This window comes from Chryseobacterium sp. OSA05B (genome assembly GCF_019970065.1).
Taxonomy (GTDB): domain Bacteria; phylum Bacteroidota; class Bacteroidia; order Flavobacteriales; family Weeksellaceae; genus Chryseobacterium.
In genome coordinates this window covers 37,884-61,033 of sequence record NZ_JAHXYH010000009.1, presented here as the reverse complement: position 1 = coordinate 61,033, position 23,150 = coordinate 37,884, and the positions used below count along the sequence as shown (strand labels likewise).

Sequence of the window (23,150 nt, the reverse complement as noted above, 5' to 3'; positions counted from 1 at the left end):
TCATTAAAAACCGGCATCATCAGGCCATTCTTCCCTTCCGGTTCCGATGTTTTTTCGTAGTTTCACTTTCTTTTAATAAAAATACCACCACAATTTCCTATGAAAAGAAACTTTATCAACCAGAAAGAACTGTCCGACAAATTTTGGAATATTGAGTGTTCCGGAAATGTACAGAAAATATCTTTTGGGAAAACCGGAACCAAAGGCCGGGAAACAGTTAAAGAATATGCCGACGAAAAAGAATGTATTCTGGAATCTGAAAAGCTGATTAATCAGAAAATAAAAAAAGGCTACACTGAAATTCAGGAAAATGATGCCATTCCTCAGAAAGTTGAGCTTTCGGATAATGAAAAGGCAGATATTTATTTTTGGGAAGCCATTGAGAAATCCAACAAATTTAAAAAAGCCCACTGGAGCGAATATGACATTGAGGAACATATTGAAAACCTAACCGATTATTTATCCAAGTTCGGAAAGGAGAGAATGATCCTTTTTGAAAAAACACTACAGGAAAAGCTTAGTGAACTGTATACTGCTGAAATCGCTGAGCTTTCAATCATTCTTGAATGTGATTTTAAGAAAGAAAATGGAGTATATATCTTTGATGACTATTTTTCAGATGACGGATTTATCTATTTCAGATGCTGGCTGATCTTAAAAGGGAAAGAGTTTTTTGATGACATACAATCAGATATTCAGTCGTTTGTAAGCGGGAAATACAGCTTTAATGTTGGAGACTGCTGGGCGGAAGGGTTGCTTTACGTCGCTGATGATGCGTATGCCCAAAACCATGACGATGAAGAATCCATCATAAAAGATACGGTATATGAATTATACCCTGAAAACGACTACGATGGCATGGATCGAAGCATGAGCCGTGAACCGAAAGGAGGTGCCGATTTACATACAATGTATCCGAAACTAGTAGAAGAAATAAGTCAATTAAGGAGTAACTAATATCAGATTGAACAAATAATGCAGAGAGTGATCTTGCATGATTGTAGCTGAATTCAGAATTAATAATCAATAAATTCTTTCGGAATTCAATTATATTTAAATAAGGATGTAATAATTCACCTGTCTGGGTTGTCTTACTATGTATTGAAATTACATAGTATATGAAGAACTGGTCTTTTAAAAAATGGAACACCGTTTTAGGATGGGTGATTTTCACAATTGCCCTGATGACTTATCTCTCCACCATGGAGCATTCCTTCAGTTTCTGGGACTGTGGAGAGTATATTTCCTCGGCTGCCAAACTTGAAGTAACGCACGCTCCCGGAGCCGCTTTATTCCAGATTGTGGGTGCTGTGGCCAGTATATTGGCACTGGGGAATGAAGAGAATTATGCCATAGTAATCAATTCAATGTCTTCATTGTTCAGCGCATTCACCATTCTGTTTTTGTTCTGGACTATTACCCATTTTTTAAGAAGGCTTTTAAATAAAGACTTTGAAGAAATAACCAAACATCAGGAAATTTCCATTCTTTTTGCCGGAGCGATTGGGGCATTGTGCTTTACCTTCTCAGATTCGTTCTGGTTTTCTGCAGTGGAAGGAGAGGTGTATTCCATGGCTTCCATGTTTATCGCCTTGCTGGTATGGCTTGTGACCAAATGGGAAAACGAATACAAAGTGGTGGATAATGAAAGATGGGTCATTCTTATTTTCTTTATACTGGGACTTTCCGTTGGGGTTCACATGATGTGTATGCTTGCAGTACCGGCTGTATGTCTGGTCTATTACGCAAGAAATTACAAATTCACCTGGAAAAACTTTATCTGGGCCAATGCGATCACACTGGGAATTTTGATCATTGTTTTCAAAATTATCTTCCCATTGATCATGACGATGTTCGGAAGACTTGAAATATTCTTCGTGAACGGACTTGGACTGCCTTTCCACTCGGGAACGGTAGCCGCATTTGTTCTGATGGCTACAATCTCTTATTTCCTGATTAAATATGCCAGAAAAGCTAAAAGAAATGTATATCAGACAATTGCTTTATCAGTAGTGTACATGGTTGTTGGTTTCTCATGCTGGATGGTGATTCCCGTAAGAGCCAATGCCAATCCTCCGATGAACCTTAATGATCCGGATACGGCAATCGGTATGCTGGATTACTACAACAGAGAACAATATGGTGACTGGCCAACCATTTATGGGCAAAATTATACCGCTTTCCTTGATGCGAACGGAATTGAGAAAAACGAAGACGGAAGCTTCAAAACCACCAAAACAGGGGAAATCTACGAAAAAGATGAGAAAACCGGAACGTACAGAAAAACCGGAGACCGTTTCAACTATGTTTTCAGCAAATCTCAGATCAGCTTACTGCCAAGAATGTTCAATCAGGATAAAGACGTCATGGCCAACTATATTTCGATGTACGGAGCTCCGGATTTTACCTTCAATTACGATAACGAAGAGGTGGCAGACAATCCTCAGGCAAAACAAATTTTCGATGAATTAAGATCCAAATACGAAGATAAATCCATTACAGCAGAAGATTATCTGAAAGTAAAACCTTATAACCTGATTAATGTTCAAAAGCCTTCATTGGCTCAGAATATGGATTATTTTATCACCTTTCAGAACGGGTATTATTTCGTGAGGTACCTGATGTGGAACTTCGTGGGAAGACAGAATGACCTTGAAGGAAAAATGGAAAACACAAGAGGGAACTGGATCTCGGGGATTCCTTTTATAGATAACGCTTTGCTGGGAAATCAGGACAAGATACCGGCTAAATTCAAAAATGACAGCACCGTAAAATTCTTCTTTCTACCCTTAATATTAGGATTGATCGGATTTTTCTTCCAGCTGAACAGAGACTTTGGAAGATTCTATGCACTTCTTTCACTATTTGTTTTAACAAGCTTCGGAATTGTTTTTTACACCGGGGTTAAGCCTTTTGAAGTAAGGGAGAGAGATTATGCGATGGTAGGCTCGTTCTACGCATTTGCCATCTGGATCGGACTTGGAGCAGGCTCTATTTTATGGTTGATCCAGTCCAAAGTAAAATCCAATACCGCTAATATAGTTTTAGGTATCATCTTGTTGGGCGTTCCTTTTATGATGGGTTTCCAGAATTATGTACCGCATGACCGGAGCAAAAAATCAGCGGCGCGGGATTATGCTTATTCATTCCTCAAATCACTTTCTAAAGATGATATTATTTTCATCTACGGAGACAACGATACTTTCCCGGTGTGGGCTATTCAGGAGACGGAACGCTTCCGGGATGATGTAAAAACGGTCAACTTTACGCTTTTAGCAACTCCATGGTATATTGACCAGGTGAAAAGAAAAACGTATAATGCAACGGGGATTCCTACTCAACTGAGCCATGATGATTACAGAGACGGTGTGAACGACCAGATTTATATGATGAAAAAAGAAGACTGGGAAGGTGTTTTCTCTATGTTAAAAGAACAGGGCGTTCCGGATACGGAATTCGGGGCCTTTAGAAAATACCTTACGCAGGATTCTATGACTTTGAAAGAGGCGGTGAATTTTCTGAAGTTCAAATCTCCTGAAAAAGACCATCTTTTAAAAATGTATTTCGGAGAAGAAAAATTTGAGGAATACAATATTCTTCCCGTTAATAAATTCATCCTTCCGGTGAATAAGGAAAATGCATTAAAGGCTGGAATCATCACCCAGGACGATCTTCCGAACGTCGTGAACCAGATTCTGATCACCTATAAAGGCAACACCCTTTACAAAAACAACCTCATGATGCTGGATATGCTTGCGAATTTCGACTGGAAACGTCCCATCAACTTTTCTTCCGGAGGAGTTTATGATAGCGAAAATATTTTCTATCTGGATGAATACCTGCAATTTGAAGGATTCAGCTACAAACTCGTGCCTATTCGTACCGCTCCTAAGCCGGATGGTGATATGGGCCGGGTAGATGTGAATGCTCTTTATCATGTGGTGAAAAATTTCAGATGGGGAAATTTTAAAGACCTTAGTATTCATTATGATGAAGCCGCGACATCCAATATCATGGTTTACAGAATGACGGCAGGAAGAGCCGCCTCAGCATTAGCTTTAAATGGACAGAAAGGAAAAGCGCTGGAGATTTTGGATCTGGTTTCAAAGGAAATTCCGGCCCAAAAATACAATGATCCGCGTTCGCTGAGTTCCATTGTGACAGGGTATATCATGACAGGACAGGAGAAAAAGGGTCTTCAGCTCGCCGAAATCCTTAAGAGAGAAATTTTTGAAGAATATGATTATTATCTGAGTCTTTCTCCTGCATTCCAGAAGCAGTCAGCCAGACAAATGCGGGTGAAACCTATGGAATATTCTATGGTCGTAGCCGCAGTCACAGATGCTTATAAAAAAATTGGTCAGAATGAGAAAGCCTATGCCTATCTGGTGAAATCCATAGAACCTATCGATAAAAAGTTCAATGTTTTCATTAAAGAATTGCAACAAATGGGAAAAGAAAAGGCAATGAAGGAATCTGAAAATGTGCAGAAGATTGCCCCTTTCTATCAATATCTGTTTGATGTAATGCAGCCTTTTGATTCCACTTATTCAAAAGAAAAGGAAGATCAGATTACCAGAGCTATGATTAAGGTGACACAATAAACTAGAGAAGTATTTCCATAATATCAAAAAGCCTCCAAATTTCGATTTGGGGGCTTTTTTGTATAGAATTTAAACTAAATAAAAAATAAGAGATTTGGCCGAAACGGTATCTTTTTTGTCATTGCAGACAGAATGCTTTATCTGTAAATTTGTACCACAAGGAATGAGCTATGAAGACAGCAGAAAACAATTCAGAAACGAAAAATATAGTGCTTTTGGTACTGCCGCAGGTACAGCTGCTTGATATTGCAGGTCCTTGTGATGTGTTTACATCTGCCAATCGTTTTATGGTCAATGAGCAGCCTTATTCCGGGTACAGGATTCATTTGTTATCGGGAACTTCAGAGAAAATATTGTATTCAGGTTCCGGAATGCCGATTATGTGCAGCCATACCATTTATGATATAGATTTTCCTGTAGACACTTTATTGGTTGGAGGAACGGACCTTGCTGTTCTGAATGATCTGAATACAGACATTTATACTTTTCTCCAAAAATTAACCCCGAAAGTACGACGGATGGGATCAGTCTGTACCGGAGCATTTGTACTCGCCAAAGCCGGTCTTCTTCAGGGGAAACAGGTAACGACGCACTGGAAATTTGCAGATATACTACAAAAGTCTTATCCTGAACTGGAGGTGAATGTCAATCCATTTTTTATCCGTGATCAGCAGATCTATACCTCAGGAGGCGTTACTTCAGGGATGGATCTCGCATTAGCGCTGCTGGAGGAAGATTTTGGTAAGGCGACGGCTTCGGAAGTAGCCCGTCATCTCGTTCTGCATCTGCACAGACCGGGGATTCAGCCACAGTTCGGAAATGCCCTGCCGGATTATGATATGATGAGCCCTTTCATCAAAGAAGTCAGGGATTTGCTTAAACATAAACTCGGAGAACATATTTCAGTAGAAGATATGGCCGAAGCCGTCAATATGAGTGTGCGAAACTTTTCCAGGGTATTTGTAAAAGAATCCGGATTGACGCCCGGACGGTTTCTGGAAAAGATGAGGCTGGACCAGGCGAAAAATATGCTGGAATTTACAGATTTGAGTATTGAGATGATTGCAGATAAATGTGGTTTTGGAAGTTCTGTTTCGCTCCGAAGGCTGTTTCTGAAACACATTTCCCTTTCTCCTTCCCAGTACAGAAAGGCTTTTAAAGGAACCGAATAATCATTTTATTTTTTTGAATTTACCATTGACCGCGAAAAATAGCTTCGGGGAACAATATTCTTGTGAAAATTTTGAACTTTGATAAGGACATCCTAACTATTTAAAAGAATGCCAAATAGTAACTTCTGTCCTCCCTCTTCCAGCTTCCAATCCTGGTTTTTATTTTCTTAACATAAAATTCAATTTAACTCTAAATATCACATTATGAAAGATGTAGAAAACACCAAAACAATGAATGCCGCATTTTTAATCTATGATCAGGTAGAAGTATTGGATCTGAACGGTCCATTGGATGTTTTTGTAAAGGCCAATGCTTTATTCCCCGGAAGTTACCATTGCTATACGGTGGGGAAAACCAGAGAGCCTGTATATGCTGAAGCCAATACCATGGCGCTTATTCCAACGTATGACATTGAAAATTGTCTGAAACCGGATATGATCGTGATTCCTGGAACCAATCCTGAACATGTGATGAAATATCTTCAGGATGACGTTTTTCAGAGCACAGTACTGAAGTGGGTAAAAGATCAGTATGAAGACGGAACAACGATCTTTACAGTGTGTACAGGATGTATGCTATTGTCCAGAACAGGTATTCTTGTCCATCATGAGATCACCACTCACAGTATGCTGCTGGACGCACTGGAACAGCACAATCCGGAAAGTATGGTCAAAAGGGGAGTACGATATGTAGATCAGGGACAACGTATTACGACAGCCGGAATTACAGCCGGAATAGATGCTGCATTATATTTGATTGGAAAACACCAGGGGCAGGAAGCTGTAGATACAATTGTAGCGCTTTTTGAATATCAGCATGCGAATTCGGATAAATAGAAAGGTCCGTTTAAACAAAAAAGTAATCAAAAAGCCGATGATCACCTTTATTTAAGCAGATTTTGAAATTTTTTTTAATATTTTTCAGTAAGATTTTTCTGTGAATTATATTCATTTTTCATTGTTATCAATTCTTGTTTTTCCCTTTGCTGTGGCTTAATACAAGTGAATTCGGAAACTGAATGTTCTATGAAGCTGCCTCGTAACAGAAACTTACTGATAACTTTGACCGGCTCGATTCTTCCCGTTTTCGTGATTTTTTGTTTTATATGTGAAATATTTTTTTATTTTTGTTCTGCAATTAAAATAATTAACAACCATGAAAAAATTAACAAAACTTAAATTTGATAAGAAAGTTATCAATGAGTTAACAAAAGTAGAGCAGAGCTCTGTAAAAGGAGGTGCATTAGAATTGGAACAGGAAGTAGGTGTTTCCAAAGATTTTGATACCCCAACATTTAATGACAAGTGTTTTGACGGAGGTTCTACAACTTTCAGAAAAGCTTGTACATGGTGTGGTTTCTTCCACAGTACGAAGTGGTAAAAAATAGCTAACTATTTGCTGCAGATGATTTGTTTTAATTAACAGATCATCTGTGTTTTTATATGGATATACTGCCGGGAACTTCTTAGCCGTTAATTTTATGAAAATCAAATTTTTTTTCGGAATTCTTGTTTCGGTTTTGATCGGGATCTTTTTTTTCAGTAAAAGAAATACCACCAAAGAAGGCACAGTCCTTTTCTACAATAACATTCCGGATATCATAAGTGATTCTTCCGCGGTAGGAAAAGAGAAAGAGCTGCTGGAATTGTGTAAAATCTGGGGGGCCATAAAATACCATTCATCCGATCGCGATCTTATGCTGTCTTCCGATGCCTCGCTTATCAAAGTCTATGAAAAAATCATGGCGGGCAAAGCAGATCTTAATCATTTAATTTCCCGGGACCTTCAGTTACCCGCACATAATAAGTCCGAAGCCCGTCAATCCTACATCGGTTTTCTACCGGATAAAAACTGGATTGAAACTTCCGGAATCATTAACCCGGAAAATAAGAAGAATTTAATAGAATTTATTGCTGCATCTTATCGGAATTCCGGTGAAAGGACGGTGACGGCTGAAAATAATGGAGAGTTAAATTTTGAAGATGATTCCTTATTTTTTGATGAATCAAAAACAACACCTGCAAAACGTTTCCTTTCCCTGTGTAAGCTGTGGAATATTACCCGTTATTATTATCCTTATTTTCAGACTATTTCAGGAACCTGGAATGAGGTCTTTTTTGAAATGCTGCCTCTATTCATTAATGCTAAAAATGAGCAGGCATATTATGCGGCGGTTCAGTTATTCGGTTCCAGATTAATGGATAGCCATGTTGCGGTCAAAATGGGGGATTCTGATGAATATGAAGGAAAATATGTAGGAAATGTTGTTTTAAAAACCATAGAAGGAAGAACTTTTGTAAAAGGTTTCATCATCAATTCTGTTCAGAGCGCACTGAAGAAAGGAGATGAAATACTGGCCATTAACGGACAGGATGTTATTTTGGTTCAGGACAGTTTAAAAAGGAAAACTTCAGGTTCCAATGATATTGTTTTAAGCCGTGATATCAATCGTTTACTGCTACTTTCCAAAAAGAAAACAGTTCAATTGGAGATTACAAGGCAAAACAGAATGATGACCGTTCAGGAACATTTAACGCATATCAATACGGCAAGAGAGGCTGAAGAAAAAGAATATAAAAACAATGCCGGAAAGGCTGTGTCTAAAATTATAGACCGGAATATCGGATACATTAGAATCAATGATATTTTTTCCGGGAATTTCAGGGTTTCTTTTGAGAAAATAAGACAGACTAAAGCCATCATTTTTGATTTAAGGGCTTATCCTAATGAAATAGCCGTAGATTTCCTCAAGTATTTCGATACCAGACCTTTTCAAACCATGAATTTATATCGGGCTGATGTCATATATCCGGGAATGATGAGAACTATAGAAAATGAAATGCATATTCCTGATTCAAAAAAAGACGCTTATACAGGACCTGTTGTTCTTTTGATCAACGAATATACCCAAAGTCAGGGCGAAAGCATGCTTCTGGCTATGAAATCAATAAAAAATTCAGTTACTTTAGGCGATTATACAGCAGGAACCAATGGAAATGTAATGGTGATCAAACTACCCGGAAAAACGAAGATCCGGATGAGCGGAATAGGGGTGCTCCTGCCTGATAACAGTACCACTCAGAGAACGGGAATCAGACCTGATATTCTGATTCAGGAAAATTCAGCTTCCTTGCTTAGAGGTGAGGATATCCAGCTGAAAGAAGCGATTAATTATATCAACAAAAAACTATGAAAACCAAACGTATTATAACCCTTTTTTTGATAAGTTTTATCACGGTAAACTTATTGATGTACCTAGACTATGAAACTGTTTCACTGATAGAAATATACAGGAATTCCGAATCAACCATGGAAGTGGCTTTCGGGACATTGATCCTGTTTATTGTGCTGTTGGTGATCTATTATATTGCGTATCTGATCAGAAAAAAAATGCTGCATGGAAAAACAAGATGAATTGAAAAAGCTGATTGAGATCTGCGAAAAAGAAATTAAGGAAGATATCGTAGACCTGGGCATTTTCACCGGATATCCAGGGCTGGCCCTGTATTATTTTGAAAAACATAAGCTTTTTAACGACAGTGAGGCATTTGAAAAGTTTGAATATTATCTGGATAAATCCCTCAACGGACTTCAGGATGACAAGGTTTTTTCTTTATGCTCCGGTTCTGTGGGGATCTATTATCTGATCTTTTACCTTACCAAAAATAAATATTTTGACGAACCAATTGAAGAATCCTTCGAAGAATTTCCCGAATATGCCGATGATCTTCTCGAATACTATGCCGGAAAAAGAAATTTCGATTATCTCCATGGCTTTATGGGTGTTCTGTTCTTATGTCTGGAGCTGTATTCATTTAGCACGGATAATGATTTTAAACATAAAATAAAAGACAGAATCATCACGGTGGTTCACCTGCTGAAATCCCTGTCTGTGCCGGTAGACGAAGACAAAATAGCCTGGATCTCAAAAGGTCTTTACAGTAAAGTGGAAGGCTTTTCATTTGGTTTTGCGCATGGAATTCCAAGTATCATAAGTCTGCTCAGCAATGTATATACGGCCGGTATTGAAAAGGAAATCATTAGAGAAATGCTGGATAAATCCTATAATTTCATCAGATCTGTACAGGGAGATTACGACGGTTCAAGCTTCCCGAATTTCATCACTGTACGTGACGGAGAGCGTATAGCCACCGACAGCAGCCGTCTGGCCTGGTGTTATGGTGACCTCAGTGTAGGGATCGCAATGCTGCATTACGGCAAAGCAATGGGAAATGAAGAAAGTATTTCCGAAGCTGAAAAAATACTTTTAAAAACCACGGAAAGAGAATACGGAAAAACAGGTGTTGTAGATGTATTCTTATGCCACGGCAGTTCCGGGCTGATCATGATGTACCAATATCTGTACAGGGTTACAGGAAATGAAGCCTTTAAAAAAGCGACAGATTTCTGGACCCGGGATACCCTTACCATTGGCAGCCATCCGGAAACCGGCATGAGAACATGGCTGGGCAGTGAAGGCTGGATAGAACAGGATACCATCCTCGAAGGCCGCACGGGACTGCTGCTACAGCTGTATGCTGTAACTCATGAAAACTATAAAAACCCATTAGAAAAACTATTTTTACTAGACCATGAACATTGAATTTATAGATAAAATGATCCTCAGGACGCCCATCGGGTCTATTGATGATCTTAAACCTATCAGTGAGATCAAAGATATTGCTACAGACGGACTGAAGTTTGTGGAAAAAACTTTTACAGGACACTTCAGACTGGCGCTTCTGTATGCCACAAAAAATTTATTTGAGGAAATTACAAAAGCCATAGAGACCAAAGACCTTCCTGAGAAAATGTTTTTCAGCTATGTAAAATATTATGTGCGCTACTGCTCAAGGTCTACACCGTTCGGGCTGTTTTCTACCTATGGTGTTTGCGATTTTAAAGAAGGTGGTGACTCGTTTTCCGTGGAGATAGAGGAGAGCGAAATCCGTATGAGAATAAGCCTGAGCTATATCTACGAATTAAGCAGGGAAATCAGCAGCAGTAAAAACCTTTGGAAGTACAGCTTTCTGTATCCTAATCAAACAGCTTTCAATATTGCTGATGATATTCGGTATAATGAACTGTATATCAAGCCGTATTCGATGAATTACAGATTGTCATCGGTAGCTTCCAACGATGTGCTGGAATACATCTTTTCAGAAAGCGGGCAGGGAATCTATTTTGAAGATCTTTCCGCAAAACTTCAGGAAGAAGGCTACGAAAGTGATGAAGTAGAAGAATATCTTTATGAACTGATTGAAAATAATGTTCTGTTGATGGATATTTTTCCGTCACCTGCCACGAATCATTATGTAGAGGCATTCATAGAAAAATTAAAACAGTTTAAAGATAATGACGAAGTTATTTCAATAAAAGATAAGGAAAAAACGCTGAATCAAATTATTGAAGAGGTAACTCAACTTCAGAATCATCTTAAAACCGTGATCAAAGAATCAGAAGCCGGATCATCGGAAAAACTTGAAAATCTGCTCCTGAATGAAATGCAGAATATCGATGTAACCAGTTTCAGAGACGGTGAAGCGGAGATCAGCAGCAAAGTCTTTCACAATGTAAGAAATACGCTTCTTTCACTTTCCCACCTGAATTCCAGACGGAAAGAAAAAGATCCTTCACTGACCCAGTTTATTGAGGAGTTTAAAGATAAATACGGCGAATCGGAACTTCCGCTTTTGCATGTGATTGATCCGGAGCTCGGAATTTTTACGGATCGCGTGAGCAGTATTTCCACACCATTTCTGGATGGAATTCTTTTTCAGACCGGAGGCGGAAAGGATTATAAATTCACAGAAGTTGATCAATACCTGTTCAGCAAATACCAGCATGCTCTTCAGTTCGGGAAAAGCGAGGTTGTATTGACGAAAGAAGAATGTGCAAAGTTCAAACCTTCCTACTCGAGGGTTTTCAGTCAGACTCTGAACTGTAATATGACTCTGTTTAAAGATCAGCAGAATCAAACGGTAACAGCTATTCACGGGGCATTCGGGTCCAGTGCGGTGAATAATATGGGGAGATTTACCCATGGTTCTGAAAAGTTACAGAAACTGGCCGAAAAAATCGTAGAGATAGAATACGAAAACCTGCATGATTCGGTAGAATACGCTGAAATTGTAGATCTGCCAAGTTTAAGGCATGGAAATCTAGTGGTGAGGGAAAATTATCTGAAAGACGAAATTCTGATCAATATTCCAGCCCCGTCTGATACAGGAAAAAATACCATAAAATTATCCGATATTACCATTTCCATACGAAGTGAAGAGGTGATTTTAAGAAATAAAAATACCGGGAAGATCATCGTTCCCCGCTTGAGTAATTCTCATAATTTCCAGCTGCAGAATCTATCCCATATTTACAGATTTCTGTCGCTCATTCAGGTTCAGTGGGACTGCTCGATCAGTTTTTCATGGGGCTTTATAGATTCCTTTGCGAAATTTACTCCTCGTGTAAAAATTGAAAAAGTAATCGTCAAAGAAGCAGCCTGGAATCTGAATCAGGTCGATCTTACCTTTTTAAAAGCAAAAGAAGAAGACCTTTTCTCAGAATTCAAAAAATTCAAAGAAGAATGGAAAATTCCGGACCATGTTTATCTGGTGGAAGGGGACAACAAACTTCTGTTTGATCTTTCCTCTGAAGTTTTTATCCGTCTTTTCGTTTCTATGATCTCGAAAAAAGGGAAAATTACCTTAGTGGAAGATCTGGTTACGGAAAATTCCAATGTTGTGAATGCGGATAAGAAACCTTTTTATTCTGAGCTCCTGATTCCGGTTATCATACAGGATGAAAAGCAGAATTTCCAGTTTAAAGACTTTTCCGGTAATCGTTCCAAGCTATCCCCGCTGTCTGAATGTTTATATATGAATATCTATACCGGCGAGCAGCAGATGGATTCTCTGATCAGGAATGAGCTTTTTGAACTGAACGGAAAATTGTTTGAAAAAGATCTGATCAACAACTTTTTCTTTATACGGTACAACGAAAACGGAAACCATATCAGACTGAGGTATTTTATCAAAAATTATGAAGTCTACAATGATCTTTTTGCCCATATCCGGGAAGCGATGGGTAAATATATCGAGCAGGATATCATCAAGTCATTTGAGATCACCACTTACAAAAGAGAGCTTGAAAGATATGACTATGCCGGTATTGAATTTTCTGAAACCTATTTCGGGAAAGAAAGCACCATGATCATGCTCCTGTTGAGAGAGCTTGACGAAATCGGGTTTGAAGACCGTTGGCTGGCGGGAACTGTTTTCATAGATAAACTGTTGGATAAGTTTGCGTATACACTGGACGGTAAAATGGAATTTTTCACTCAGCTGAGCAGCCAGTTCAATCAGGAATTCAATTCCAATAAAGCACTGACAAAAGTAATTGCTACAAAATATAAAGCATCCGAACAGTCGATCCACAGCTCTATTGGGTTGAAAAATGATGAATTAGCCAATGTTTACAGACTGTTTGATTCATTCCTGAATTCTTTCTCACTTGATAATCTTTTAAGTGAAAAGGGCAGGGAAGACCGCAACAGCTATGTGGGAAGCTTAATTCATATGTTCTTTAACAGGCTGCTTGTTTCCCAGCACAGAAAGCAGGAACTTGTGATTTATAATTTCATGCTGAAGTTTTATAAAACTCAGTTGAATAAAACGACATCGGTGAAAGAAACTCCTGTTGTATAAATAAATAATTCAAAAATAATTGAAAGTCCACCGAATCGGAGATTCGGTGGACTTGTTTTTATCCTGCGGTATGAAGATAAAGTTGAGTGTTACCGGAATTTTCATTTTGCCAGCTATCTTCAATGACCTCTGTAAACCCGATTTTTCTGTACAGATTGTAGGCTTTTTCATTTTTATCCGTCACTTCTAAGAAAATGGTGATCCCGGGAAACCTTTCAGAAGTTTCTTTAATCACAGCCCGAATCAGTCCCAAACCGATATTCTTTCCCTGAAAACTCTCTTTTACATACATCTGGTAGATACTGCCTGTAAGATTTTCTTCTTTTACAAAAGCACAGATTCCGATCAGTTCATCATCTGAAAATGCACCTGCCATAAATCTTCCTTGCGTCTGATTCTCGATATCGGATTCCATTCTGAACTTTTCAATTTGTAAAGCTTCCTGATAAACGTCCCCGAATGATTCCGGAAATTTTTCCAGACTTTCCAGCCTGATGTTTCTGTAATTTTTGCTTTCGTGAGGTAAGAGTACGCGGTAATTAATATTCATATGAAATAAAATTCGGATTACTTTTTTTAGTGATATTAGTTAAATTTGAGGAAATGTTTTTAAAATAAAATCATTCCTTTTAATAAAAAAATAATTATTCCCTTTTTTAATTAATACATTTAATAAGAATGTTTCTAATTAATATTTTTGTTTTCTGTTTTTTATTCAATTTTAAGCGTGAATTTTCTTATATTTATCACGTAAAAAACGAATAAACCATGGATATGTCTAATATTGGTTATTAGACATTAAAAAACGACAAGCTGCATAGAAATACCGATTACTGGAAAAATAACGGATAAATTGTATATGAACACCATCCTATTATGAAAAATTTGATAGTCCGCACATTACGGATGAGTATACTATTTATTATTATTTCATGCAACCAGACTTCTACTTACGATCATACAGAAGACTTTGATGTACCCTTAATCAGGCAGAATAATGACCTGAATGCGTCCGGGGAATTTGAAGCCCTTGTCCGTCTTAATGGGGAGTACTTTAAAAAAGCGGGTAAGATGGGATATGAAGAAGGAAAAGGACTCTGCTTTCTAAACGTTGCTAATGTCAATTCTACAGAAGGGGACTATGAGAGGGCTCATACTCTTTTGGATAAGGCCGGAGAAAGTCTCAAAAGATCAGAAAATAATTTCCACAGGGCAAAATTTTACGACAGCTACGCCCATTATTATTCACATCTCAAGCAGTATGATAAAGCGATCATCTACAGTGATTCTGCCCTTCATTCTTTGAAAAAAGCACCTGATTCGGAGCTTAAAAAAAAGCTTATGCCCCGGATTTATACCAATAGGGGAACTTATTTTGCATGGAAAGGACAATTAGGAAATTCACTGAAAAATTTTCATAAGGGAAATGCTTTGGAGAAATCAGCGTATTCCAATTGTATGATCGCCCAATATCATCTTTACACCGGCAGACCGGACTCGGCAGGAATATATGTGCTAAGGGCAGAAGAGCTGATGAAGCATCACAAAACACCTGATATTGAGAAACTTTGGGTCTATTATACACTAGGGTATTACAACAACGAGATCAACCATTATGATGAAGCTGAGAAAATGCTGAAGACCGCCCTGGAGCTCAGTATAAAAACCAGACTTACCTATTCTTTTCATATTAAAGATGTATACAAAGCGCTTGCAGACCTCTATAAAAAGAAAAATGACAGAGAAAAGGCCTATTTTTATCTGAATAAATATCTGGAGGAAGACAACAGGCTCGCGGAGGCAAGATTTGCAGCCATCAACACCACTACAGACAGTTTTATAGCTGAAGCCAAGAAAGAATCTGATAAACGCGAAAATGATCTATGGATTATTGGAATTTTGTCCCTTATCATCATTTCGGTATCCGGAATGTCTGTCTGGAAAAATATACAGCATTTAAAACTCAAGAAGAAAAGTCTTAAAACAGAGACCGATACACTTAAAAACCGCGTATACGAAAAGAAACATCAGGAAGTGGTGGATCTGGCCAAAAGAAATGATTCTTCTTTCCTTATGAAATTTAAAGAATTATATCCTGAGTTTATCAGCAGTCTGCTCACCATCAATCCCGATCTTGAAAATTCCGAACTGGCCTTTTGTGCCCTGCTCAAACTGCATTTTTCTTCCAAGGAAATAGCTGACTACACATTTGTTCAGCATAAATCTATTCAGCAGAAAAAGTACAGGATTAGAAAAAAACTGAATATTGAAGGGGATCAGGATATTTATGAATTTTTAGATGCGATTTAAAAGACGGGTTTATTTTAGAGCCGGGGAAAATGGATGTATACCTTTATTGATTAACTTTATAGAAAAACGTATCATGATACGCTGTCTTACTTTCGTACTATTTCTCATCCTGCTTTCGTGCAGTAAAGATCCTGACCAATATGAAAAGGATTTTGACACTCCTTTGCTGAAACAGAATGAAGAGCTGCGTCTTTCGGGTAATTATGATGCTTTGGTTAAACTGAATAAAGATTATTATCAAAAAGCAGAAAAGAAAGGGTATGCGGAAGGAAAAGCACTGTGTTTCCTGAATCTCGCCAATGTAAATCTGCCCCTTGAAAACTACAAAAGAGCCGAATTTTTCTTTAATAAAGCAGAAAATATCCTTAAATATTCGAAAAGTAATATTCACAGAGCTAAATTCTACAATGACTTTAGCAATTTTCAGTTGCACCTTAAACGGTTGGACAAATCTTTTAAGTATAATGATTTAGCAATGAGTTATATAAAAGATACTAAAGACTCGCCGTTCCGCAACGATGTTCTCTTTAAAATCTACTATAAGCGCGGAGATTATTTTTACAGAAAAAAGATGTATGATCCAGCGCTGGAATATTTTCGTAAAGCAGGGAAATTAGACCATTCAGGACGCATTGAATGTGCTATTGGAGATCTTTATCTTTATGGATTTAAAAATATGGATTCAGCACGGTTTTATCTGTCTTCTATAGCCGAAAAATCTAATCTGCAGGGTAGGGTTGATGGTGTGGCTCTTAATGCCAATACTGTTCTCGGCGAATATTATATGATGAACAAGCAGTATGATAAAGCGGAAAAATCACTATTGAAGGCATTGGAAATCAACAAGAAAACGAAATATGTCTTTGCTCAGTATACCAAATATGTGTATACAGATCTTAGATCCCTGTATGAAAGTATGGGAGATAAAGAAAAGGCACTCTTATTTTTGCAGGCCTATACAGAGGAAAGAAACAAATCCGATGCGGCTTTGCTGGAAGCAATCAACCATGACATGGAAGGCTTTATCACAGAGACCGAGACCGATTCGGAACATCATAGAAGTAAGGTACTGCTCTTGTGTATTGCTTCAATATTTGTTTTGTCGCTGGTTGGGATGTACCTGTGGAAAATTGTCAGACAGCTGAAAGAGAAAAAAATAGTACTTAAATACGAGGCAGAAAAGCTGAAAAACCAGATGCATGACAATACTCAGGAAGAAGTGATTGAGCTGGCAAGAAAAAATGACCCCGGATTTTTAGACACTTTTAAAAAAGCGTATCCAGGCTTCATTGAAAATGTACTGGCTTTGAATCCTGATCTTGAAAATTCGGACTTAGTTTTCTGTGCGATGCTGAAACTGCATTTTACTTCCAAAGATATTGCAGGCTATACTTCAGTTCAACCCAGATCTGTTCAGCAGAAAAAGTACAGACTTAGAAAAAAGCTGAACATTCCAACGGAAACAGATATCTATCAGTTTTTTGACAGCTTGCTGTGAAGGGTTCGGAGTGAAGAGGTTTCGTGATTCGTGATTCGTGTTACAGGTTACGAGATCTGTACGGATATTTCCTTAGACTTATCCTAAAAGCTGATGAAGGGCTGCCTTAAAAATAAATGACATTCTGTATTTTTCTTACATCTTCTTTCATCAAACTTTCTTCCTTTTTGAATAAAAAAAAACTGCCTGATCATATCAGACAGCTCTCGAAATATTTTTTTCCATCATAACTGAAAACCCATTTCACCACTTGTTGTTTGTTATTTCAAATTTGCACTTTTTATTAAGAAAATAGAAAAAATATTATACTACATGGGTACTACATTGTTATTTTTTTTCACTAATTATCAAATTTTAATTAATTTTTAATAGGCAGTTCGAATGCTTTTTTAAGGGGTTATGTAGTTGATTTTTAGTCAGGTAATGTCTGTGGGTGCAAGCTGTATGATCATGTTTTTCCTTTTTTATGGGAGTTTAATTTTGATTGACCGGCATTTTTTATTATTGATCAGTTATTGGCTTTACTTTTTGCAGTAGTATACAAGTAGAGTGTTCATTTTTGGATTTCTTTTTTATATACAGGAATTTTGGACAGGATAATTTTTTCGATTATTCGTAATAATGAAAATTTGGAATAGCTGCCCGACTTTGTCAGGTGGCTTTTTTATTTGATGGGATCAGTGAGTTGGATCTTTTAATGACCAAATCATTAATAGGTTGAAAAAGTTCAGCTTAGGATATTGATAATTTCCTTCTTCTTTTTCTACAGTTATCTTGTACATTTTCGATTCCATAGAGAAAATTATGTTAAGTCTCCTCAAATGTGATTGATTTCTAATTGTTTGTTAATAAGTGAATTATGACTTGGAAGTATCTGAGTAGTAGGTGATTTTATAATAGTTTCAATGCAATAATGATAGATTTATTTTTTTTAATGAAGTTTTATTGTTTGATGAAATTTATTCACAACAAATACCTTCGGTTTAAAGGATCATTTTTAATGAATGATTATGAATCAGGGATAGTACTTCAGTTAAATTAAACCACCTATTTATATTAACCCCTTTTATGAAAAAGAAAATTTTATTAGTTAGTGTTTTAGCTGCCGGATTTACATCTGTTTATGCCCAGAGATGGGAGCCTGTAGGACAGAAAGTATCTGAAATCAGAAAAGATGTTGAAATCACAAAGGCGTACAGAGTAGATCTTACATCGCTCAGAAATCTTCTGAAAGATGCTGTAGAAACAGGAAAGAACGCAAAACCTGTGATCATATCTTTGCCTACAGCAGAAGGTAAGATTGAGAAATTTGCGGTATACAGTAATCCTGTGATGGCAAAATCTCTGGTAGAAAAATACCAGTTGGGTTCCTATGTCGGAGCCGGGATCGATGATCCCTCCAAATATGTAAGATTCAGCACATCGCCTACAGATATGCAGTCTATGATCATCAAAGACGGGGTATTCCAGTTTATAGAACCTGTTTCAGCGGACAAAAAAACGTACGGTGTTTTCTATAAAACAAAGAGAACAACGGGAGAACACGGCTTTGAATGTGGAATGAATGAAAAAGATGTCAAAGAAATTAAAGCACTGGAGGCTAACGGAAAAAAAAATCTTTCTAACGTAGGCATTACCAGCAGACCTTCCAGCACAAAATACAGAACATACAGACTGGCACTTTCTGTTACCGGAGAATATACCCAGTTCCATGGAGGAACTCCAGCCGGAGCACTTACCGCAATGAACAATACGATGAGCCGTGTGAACGGGATCTTTGAGAAAGATTTTGGAATTCACCTTACTGTTCAGGACTTACCGGGAATTATTTATACTAATGCTGCCAATGACCCTTACTCAGACTCAGGACCTGGCGTTGATGATGCCTTATGGAGTGGGGAATTAATGAATACGCTTACAGCAAATGTAGGAAGCGGATTGTTTGACATCGGTCACCTTTTCGGAGCTTCCGGTGGTGGTGGTATGGCAGGTTGTATCGGATGTGTATGCAGCGATGATGCAGCTCTGGATAGTGACGGTATTCCTTCGAATTACAAAGGGGCAGGATTTACTTCTCCAGCTGATGCCGTTCCTCAGGGAGATTCATTTGATATTGACTATGTAGCTCATGAAATGGGGCATCAGTTTGGAGGAAACCATACTTTTTCACACAATTCCGAAGATAGCGGAGCGAATGTTGAACCGGGAGGAGGAACAACCATTATGGCTTACGCAGGAATTACCAGCGATAATGTTCAGATGGTGAGCAATCCTTATTTCCATTATAAAAGTATCGACCAGATTCTGACGAATATGGAAGGGAAGGTAGGATGTGGTACAGAACTGGAAATTGACAATAATACGGCGCCAGCTATATCTCCTATTGCATCTTATACAATTCCTAAAGGAACTGCTTACTATCTGGAAGCTAATGCGGTAGACGCTCAAAATGATCCGGTAAAATATACATGGGAACAAAATGATAGCGTAGGGGGTGGAACTACCATTTCAGGAGACACCGGTTGGGGCTATAATCCTCAGGGAGCTTTAACCAGATCTTATACAGGAACGGCCAGTGGAAGAAGATATTTTCCTAAAATGGAAACGGTAATGAATGGTTCACTAACCAACAAACAGGATTGGGAAACGGTTTCTTACATTCCGAGAATACTTAGATATGCCGTAACGGTAAGGGATGAAAATCCTCAGCGTCCAATGCTTTCTTCTTCAGATGTAACACTGACTGTAGGAAACGACGGACCATTCAAGTTTAATGGACTTACAGCAGCTAGTGTACTGTATAACAACGCATCCAATACCATCACCTGGGATGCTGCCAATACAAATAATGCCCCTTACAATGTGGCCAATGTAAAAATAGATTACACAGCCGATAACGGAATCACCTGGACAGACCTTGTCGCCTCAGCTCCTAATACAGGAAGCTATACAGCACAGATGCCTGCCAATCTTACCGGTGCCGTTAAACTGAGAATATCTTCATTGGGGAATGTGTTTTACGCGGTGTCTCCTGCCGTTAATGTGGGAGCAGCTCCAACGTCGGCAGCAGCAGCTCCAACAGGAGTTTCTTCAATAGATAAAGAAGTCTTCAAAACCACAGCCCGAATATCCTGGAATAGCGTACCGGGAGCTAATACCTATTCTGTTAATTACAGAAAACAAGGTGAAGCCAACTGGCAAAATGCTACAAGCCCGACGAATTCTTTGGTACTGACCGGTCTTGAAGATGAAAAGAATTATGAAACACAGGTAGCAGCTGTTGTCAACAGTGTTCCGGGTAGCTTCTCTGCCAATTACGTTTTTAAAACTAAAGGTTTAACAACGGGAGTAGATTACTGTATCCTTAATTCAGGAATATCAAACTACTCTGCTATAAGAAGAGTACGTGTCGCTAATATCGACTACGATGATCCTACATACAGAACGTATAAAGACCTTAGCGAGGACCTTACAAAAACAGTCAATCTTACTAAAGGGACTCAATATACCTTTAAACCGACGATCCGTTCATCGCCAGGCTATGGAGCTAACAGACCTGTGAACATTTCTGTTTGGATCGACTATGACAGAAACGGAACATTTGAGGCTTCTGAAAGAGTGGGACAAACTGCTGGAAATTCTCCTGCCGGAGCCTCATCTATTAATTATGGGGATATCATCTTTACAGTACCTGCTACAGCCTATGCAGGAGATAAACTGTTAAGAATGAGGGTTGTTGCTAAATATGGAACTGCAGCATTAGGCAGTGTGTGTGGTGAGCTTTCAAGTGGAGCAGGCGGTATTATGGATCTTCCTGTAAGGATTACAGGCGGACTGGCTGTCAGTGAGACTAAGAATACAAAATCAGAACTGTCCATTTATCCAAATCCTGCAGATACCTATGTAGAAGTGAAAAACATCAAAGGAAAAGCAGATTATAAGATTTACAGTGCAGACGGAAGACTGGCACTGGAAGGAAAACTGGAAGGAAAGAGAATTAATGTAGCAGCATTGGTTAAAGGAGTGTACATCATTTCAATTACCGGCGAGACTGAAACTTACAGCACCAAGCTGATTAAGAAATAAAAAATGAGATACTTCAGGTTGAAGGGCAGATTAATCACCTGTCCTGAACTGGAGAAAGATTTCATGGTACCTTTTGTGAAGAAAGAGCCTGGTATTGCACCGGGCTCTTTCTATTTTATATATTGTTTAGCCAATCGGTTCCCAAAGCTGAATTTTATTCCCCTCAAGATCCAGAATATGAAGGAATTTTCCATAATCATAGGTTTCAATACTGTCCAGGATCATAACATTCTCCTTTTTCAATTCCTCTGCCAGAGCTTCCAGATTTTCCACTCTATAGTTGATCATGAAATCCTTGTCAGAAGGTTCAAAATATTTTGTAGTTTCTGCAAAAGGAGCCCATTGGGTCAGCCCTTTTTTGTTCGGATCTTCACTTTCGCGCCATTCAAAGCTGGTTCCATATGGACTTGTTTCAAGGCCAAGATGGTTTTTGTACCATTCGTTCATGGCGGTCGGATCTTTTGATTTGAAAAGGATACCTCCGATTCCTGTTACTTTTTTCATGTCTATTTTTTTAATCGTTAGAATTAAGATCATCGGAAGCTGATCGGTGCTTCCGTCTGTTTTCAAATATATGTAAAACTTTTCACCGGAATATTCTTTTTGTTTTAAATGATAAGCTTTTCCGGATGAAATAATGTCAATGATGATGGTATAAAAGCTGGTGGTTTAAGAAAAATACAATTCCGTGATTTACATACGAGATTCGTGATTCTGCAAACATCCACCTCCTGATTTATGCTGAATTTTGTATCAATAAAAATCAACAATATGAAATTGAATCAGGTAAAATTAGGCAATCAGGGTTTGATAATCCCCAATATAGGATTAGGCTGTATGGGAATGACCGGTTTTGAAGACGCCAATATGTATGGCGAAGCAGATGAAAACGAAGCCATTGCAACCATCCACCGCTCCCTTGAATTAGGCGGGAATTTTCTGGATACCGCTGATCTTTACGGACCTTTTAAAAATGAACAGCTGATCGCGAAAGCCATGGGAAGTAACCGGGATCAGTATATCATCGCAACAAAATTCGGGTGGGAAATAGACGATTCCGATAAGGTGACCTGGGCGATTAACGGAACCAAAGATTATGTGAAAAAAGCGGTAGAGAGATCGTTGAAAAATTTAAAAACGGATTATATCGATCTTTACTACATGCATCGCCTTGACAAAAATACTCCGATTGAAGAAACCGTTGGTGCAATGAGCGACCTTGTTAAAGAAGGAAAAATCGGGTACATAGGTTTATCTGAAGTATCTTCTGAAACCGTAAGAAGAGCGAATGCAGTTCATCCTATTACGGCTGTACAGAGCGAGTATTCTTTATTTGAAAGAACTGCAGAGGAAAAAGGAGTTTTAGCAACGCTGAGAGAACTTGAGGTGGGTTTTGTGGCGTATTCACCATTGGGACGCGGTTTTTTATCCGGTCAGATTCGTTCCATCGATGATCTTCCGGAACATGATTTCAGAAGAGGAATTCCCCGTTTCCAGGAAGAATATTTTCATAAGAATATTGAACTTGTGAATGCAGTAGAAAGTATGGCTGCAGAAAAGAATATAACATCTTCACAACTCGCTCTCGCATGGATCATCAGTAAAGGTATCATCCCGATTCCCGGAACAAAGCGCAGAAAATACTTAGAACAGAATATTGAAGCGGCCGGAATTCAGTTAAGTGAAGACGATCTTTTAAAACTGGAAAGTATCGTACCTTTGGGAACAGATACAGGCGCTCCGTATGATGAGTTCAGCATGGGGCTTTTAGATTAA

15 protein-coding genes are annotated in these 23,150 nt (G+C 38.4%); 13 read left to right on the top strand and 2 right to left on the bottom strand.

Features of this window, described 5'->3' with window-relative positions; all coding sequences use genetic code 11:
• Window positions 1-99: 99 nt before the first annotated feature.
• The 9 genes from LC419_RS22600 to LC419_RS22560 all read left to right on the top strand — a co-directional run bounded on the left by LC419_RS22600 (window position 100) and on the right by LC419_RS22560 (window position 13,480).
• The gene (locus tag LC419_RS22600) at window positions 100-957 is read left to right on the top strand and encodes a DUF4240 domain-containing protein (RefSeq protein ID WP_223609479.1); all 858 of its coding nucleotides are present in this window, start codon (window positions 100-102) and stop codon (window positions 955-957) included.
• 161 nt (window positions 958-1,118) lie between these two features.
• Window positions 1,119-4,604, top strand: coding sequence for a DUF2723 domain-containing protein (locus LC419_RS22595; RefSeq protein ID WP_223609478.1), 3,486 nt, complete (start codon window positions 1,119-1,121; stop codon window positions 4,602-4,604).
• A gap of 170 nt (window positions 4,605-4,774) precedes the next feature.
• Window positions 4,775-5,776 (top strand): GlxA family transcriptional regulator, encoded by a 1,002-nt coding sequence (locus tag LC419_RS22590; RefSeq protein WP_223609477.1) that lies wholly within the window; start codon window positions 4,775-4,777, stop codon window positions 5,774-5,776.
• A 204-nt stretch (window positions 5,777-5,980) separates the two neighbouring features.
• Window positions 5,981-6,613 carry a DJ-1/PfpI family protein gene (locus LC419_RS22585; RefSeq protein ID WP_223609476.1) on the top strand — a complete coding sequence of 211 codons (633 nt, stop codon included), beginning with the start codon at window positions 5,981-5,983 and terminating at the stop codon, window positions 6,611-6,613.
• A gap of 319 nt (window positions 6,614-6,932) precedes the next feature.
• On the top strand, window positions 6,933-7,157 hold the full coding sequence (locus LC419_RS22580) for a hypothetical protein (RefSeq protein ID WP_047454104.1): 225 nt from the start codon (window positions 6,933-6,935) through the stop codon (window positions 7,155-7,157).
• Between the two features lie 100 nt (window positions 7,158-7,257).
• Window positions 7,258-8,970 (top strand): S41 family peptidase, encoded by a 1,713-nt coding sequence (locus tag LC419_RS22575; protein ID WP_223609475.1) that lies wholly within the window; start codon window positions 7,258-7,260, stop codon window positions 8,968-8,970.
• 56 nt (window positions 8,971-9,026) lie between these two features.
• On the top strand, window positions 9,027-9,191 hold the full coding sequence (locus LC419_RS22570; protein ID WP_223609474.1) for a hypothetical protein: 165 nt from the start codon (window positions 9,027-9,029) through the stop codon (window positions 9,189-9,191).
• Entirely contained in the window at window positions 9,175-10,380 is a 1,206-nt protein-coding gene (locus tag LC419_RS22565; protein WP_223609473.1) for a lanthionine synthetase C family protein, read from the top strand. The genes LC419_RS22570 and LC419_RS22565 overlap by 17 nt, the downstream gene beginning before the upstream one ends.
• A complete protein-coding gene (locus LC419_RS22560; protein WP_223609472.1) occupies window positions 10,370-13,480 on the top strand; it encodes a lantibiotic dehydratase in 3,111 nt (1,036 codons plus the stop codon). The genes LC419_RS22565 and LC419_RS22560 overlap by 11 nt, the downstream gene beginning before the upstream one ends.
• Before the next feature lie 58 nt (window positions 13,481-13,538).
• On the opposite strand, the gene LC419_RS22555 is transcribed toward LC419_RS22560, so the two are convergent.
• A complete protein-coding gene (locus tag LC419_RS22555; RefSeq protein WP_223609471.1) occupies window positions 13,539-14,030 on the bottom strand; it encodes a GNAT family N-acetyltransferase in 492 nt (163 codons plus the stop codon).
• A 326-nt stretch (window positions 14,031-14,356) separates the two neighbouring features.
• Between LC419_RS22555 and LC419_RS22550 the strand changes: the two genes are divergently transcribed.
• From LC419_RS22550 to LC419_RS22540, 3 genes are all read left to right on the top strand, one after another.
• Entirely contained in the window at window positions 14,357-15,790 is a 1,434-nt protein-coding gene (locus tag LC419_RS22550) for a tetratricopeptide repeat protein (RefSeq protein ID WP_223609470.1), read from the top strand.
• Between the two features lie 73 nt (window positions 15,791-15,863).
• Window positions 15,864-17,288 carry a tetratricopeptide repeat protein gene (locus tag LC419_RS22545; protein WP_223609469.1) on the top strand — a complete coding sequence of 475 codons (1,425 nt, stop codon included), beginning with the start codon at window positions 15,864-15,866 and terminating at the stop codon, window positions 17,286-17,288.
• A gap of 1,068 nt (window positions 17,289-18,356) precedes the next feature.
• The gene (locus tag LC419_RS22540; protein WP_223609468.1) at window positions 18,357-21,374 is read left to right on the top strand and encodes a reprolysin-like metallopeptidase; all 3,018 of its coding nucleotides are present in this window, start codon (window positions 18,357-18,359) and stop codon (window positions 21,372-21,374) included.
• Window positions 21,375-21,500: 126 nt separating this feature from the next.
• Here the strand turns inward: LC419_RS22540 and LC419_RS22535 are convergent, their stop codons facing one another.
• Complete coding sequence (locus LC419_RS22535) at window positions 21,501-21,878, bottom strand: VOC family protein (protein WP_223609467.1); 378 nt, start codon at window positions 21,876-21,878, stop codon at window positions 21,501-21,503.
• A 267-nt stretch (window positions 21,879-22,145) separates the two neighbouring features.
• On the opposite strand from LC419_RS22535, the gene LC419_RS22530 reads away from it, so the two are divergent.
• Window positions 22,146-23,150, top strand: coding sequence for an aldo/keto reductase (locus LC419_RS22530; RefSeq protein WP_223609466.1), 1,005 nt, complete (start codon window positions 22,146-22,148; stop codon window positions 23,148-23,150).

Coding starts and splice junctions, on each gene's coding strand:
- LC419_RS22600 (WP_223609479.1), top strand. CDS start 100: ATGAAAAGAAACTTTATCAACCAGAAAGAACTGTCCGACAAATTTTGG.
- LC419_RS22595 (WP_223609478.1), top strand. CDS start 1,119: ATGAAGAACTGGTCTTTTAAAAAATGGAACACCGTTTTAGGATGGGTG.
- LC419_RS22590 (WP_223609477.1), top strand. CDS start 4,775: ATGAAGACAGCAGAAAACAATTCAGAAACGAAAAATATAGTGCTTTTG.
- LC419_RS22585 (WP_223609476.1), top strand. CDS start 5,981: ATGAAAGATGTAGAAAACACCAAAACAATGAATGCCGCATTTTTAATC.
- LC419_RS22580 (WP_047454104.1), top strand. CDS start 6,933: ATGAAAAAATTAACAAAACTTAAATTTGATAAGAAAGTTATCAATGAG.
- LC419_RS22575 (WP_223609475.1), top strand. CDS start 7,258: ATGAAAATCAAATTTTTTTTCGGAATTCTTGTTTCGGTTTTGATCGGG.
- LC419_RS22570 (WP_223609474.1), top strand. CDS start 9,027: ATGTACCTAGACTATGAAACTGTTTCACTGATAGAAATATACAGGAAT.
- LC419_RS22565 (WP_223609473.1), top strand. CDS start 9,175: ATGGAAAAACAAGATGAATTGAAAAAGCTGATTGAGATCTGCGAAAAA.
- LC419_RS22560 (WP_223609472.1), top strand. CDS start 10,370: ATGAACATTGAATTTATAGATAAAATGATCCTCAGGACGCCCATCGGG.
- LC419_RS22555 (WP_223609471.1), bottom strand. CDS start 14,030: ATGAATATTAATTACCGCGTACTCTTACCTCACGAAAGCAAAAATTAC.
- LC419_RS22550 (WP_223609470.1), top strand. CDS start 14,357: ATGAAAAATTTGATAGTCCGCACATTACGGATGAGTATACTATTTATT.
- LC419_RS22545 (WP_223609469.1), top strand. CDS start 15,864: ATGATACGCTGTCTTACTTTCGTACTATTTCTCATCCTGCTTTCGTGC.
- LC419_RS22540 (WP_223609468.1), top strand. CDS start 18,357: ATGAAAAAGAAAATTTTATTAGTTAGTGTTTTAGCTGCCGGATTTACA.
- LC419_RS22535 (WP_223609467.1), bottom strand. CDS start 21,878: ATGAAAAAAGTAACAGGAATCGGAGGTATCCTTTTCAAATCAAAAGAT.
- LC419_RS22530 (WP_223609466.1), top strand. CDS start 22,146: ATGAAATTGAATCAGGTAAAATTAGGCAATCAGGGTTTGATAATCCCC.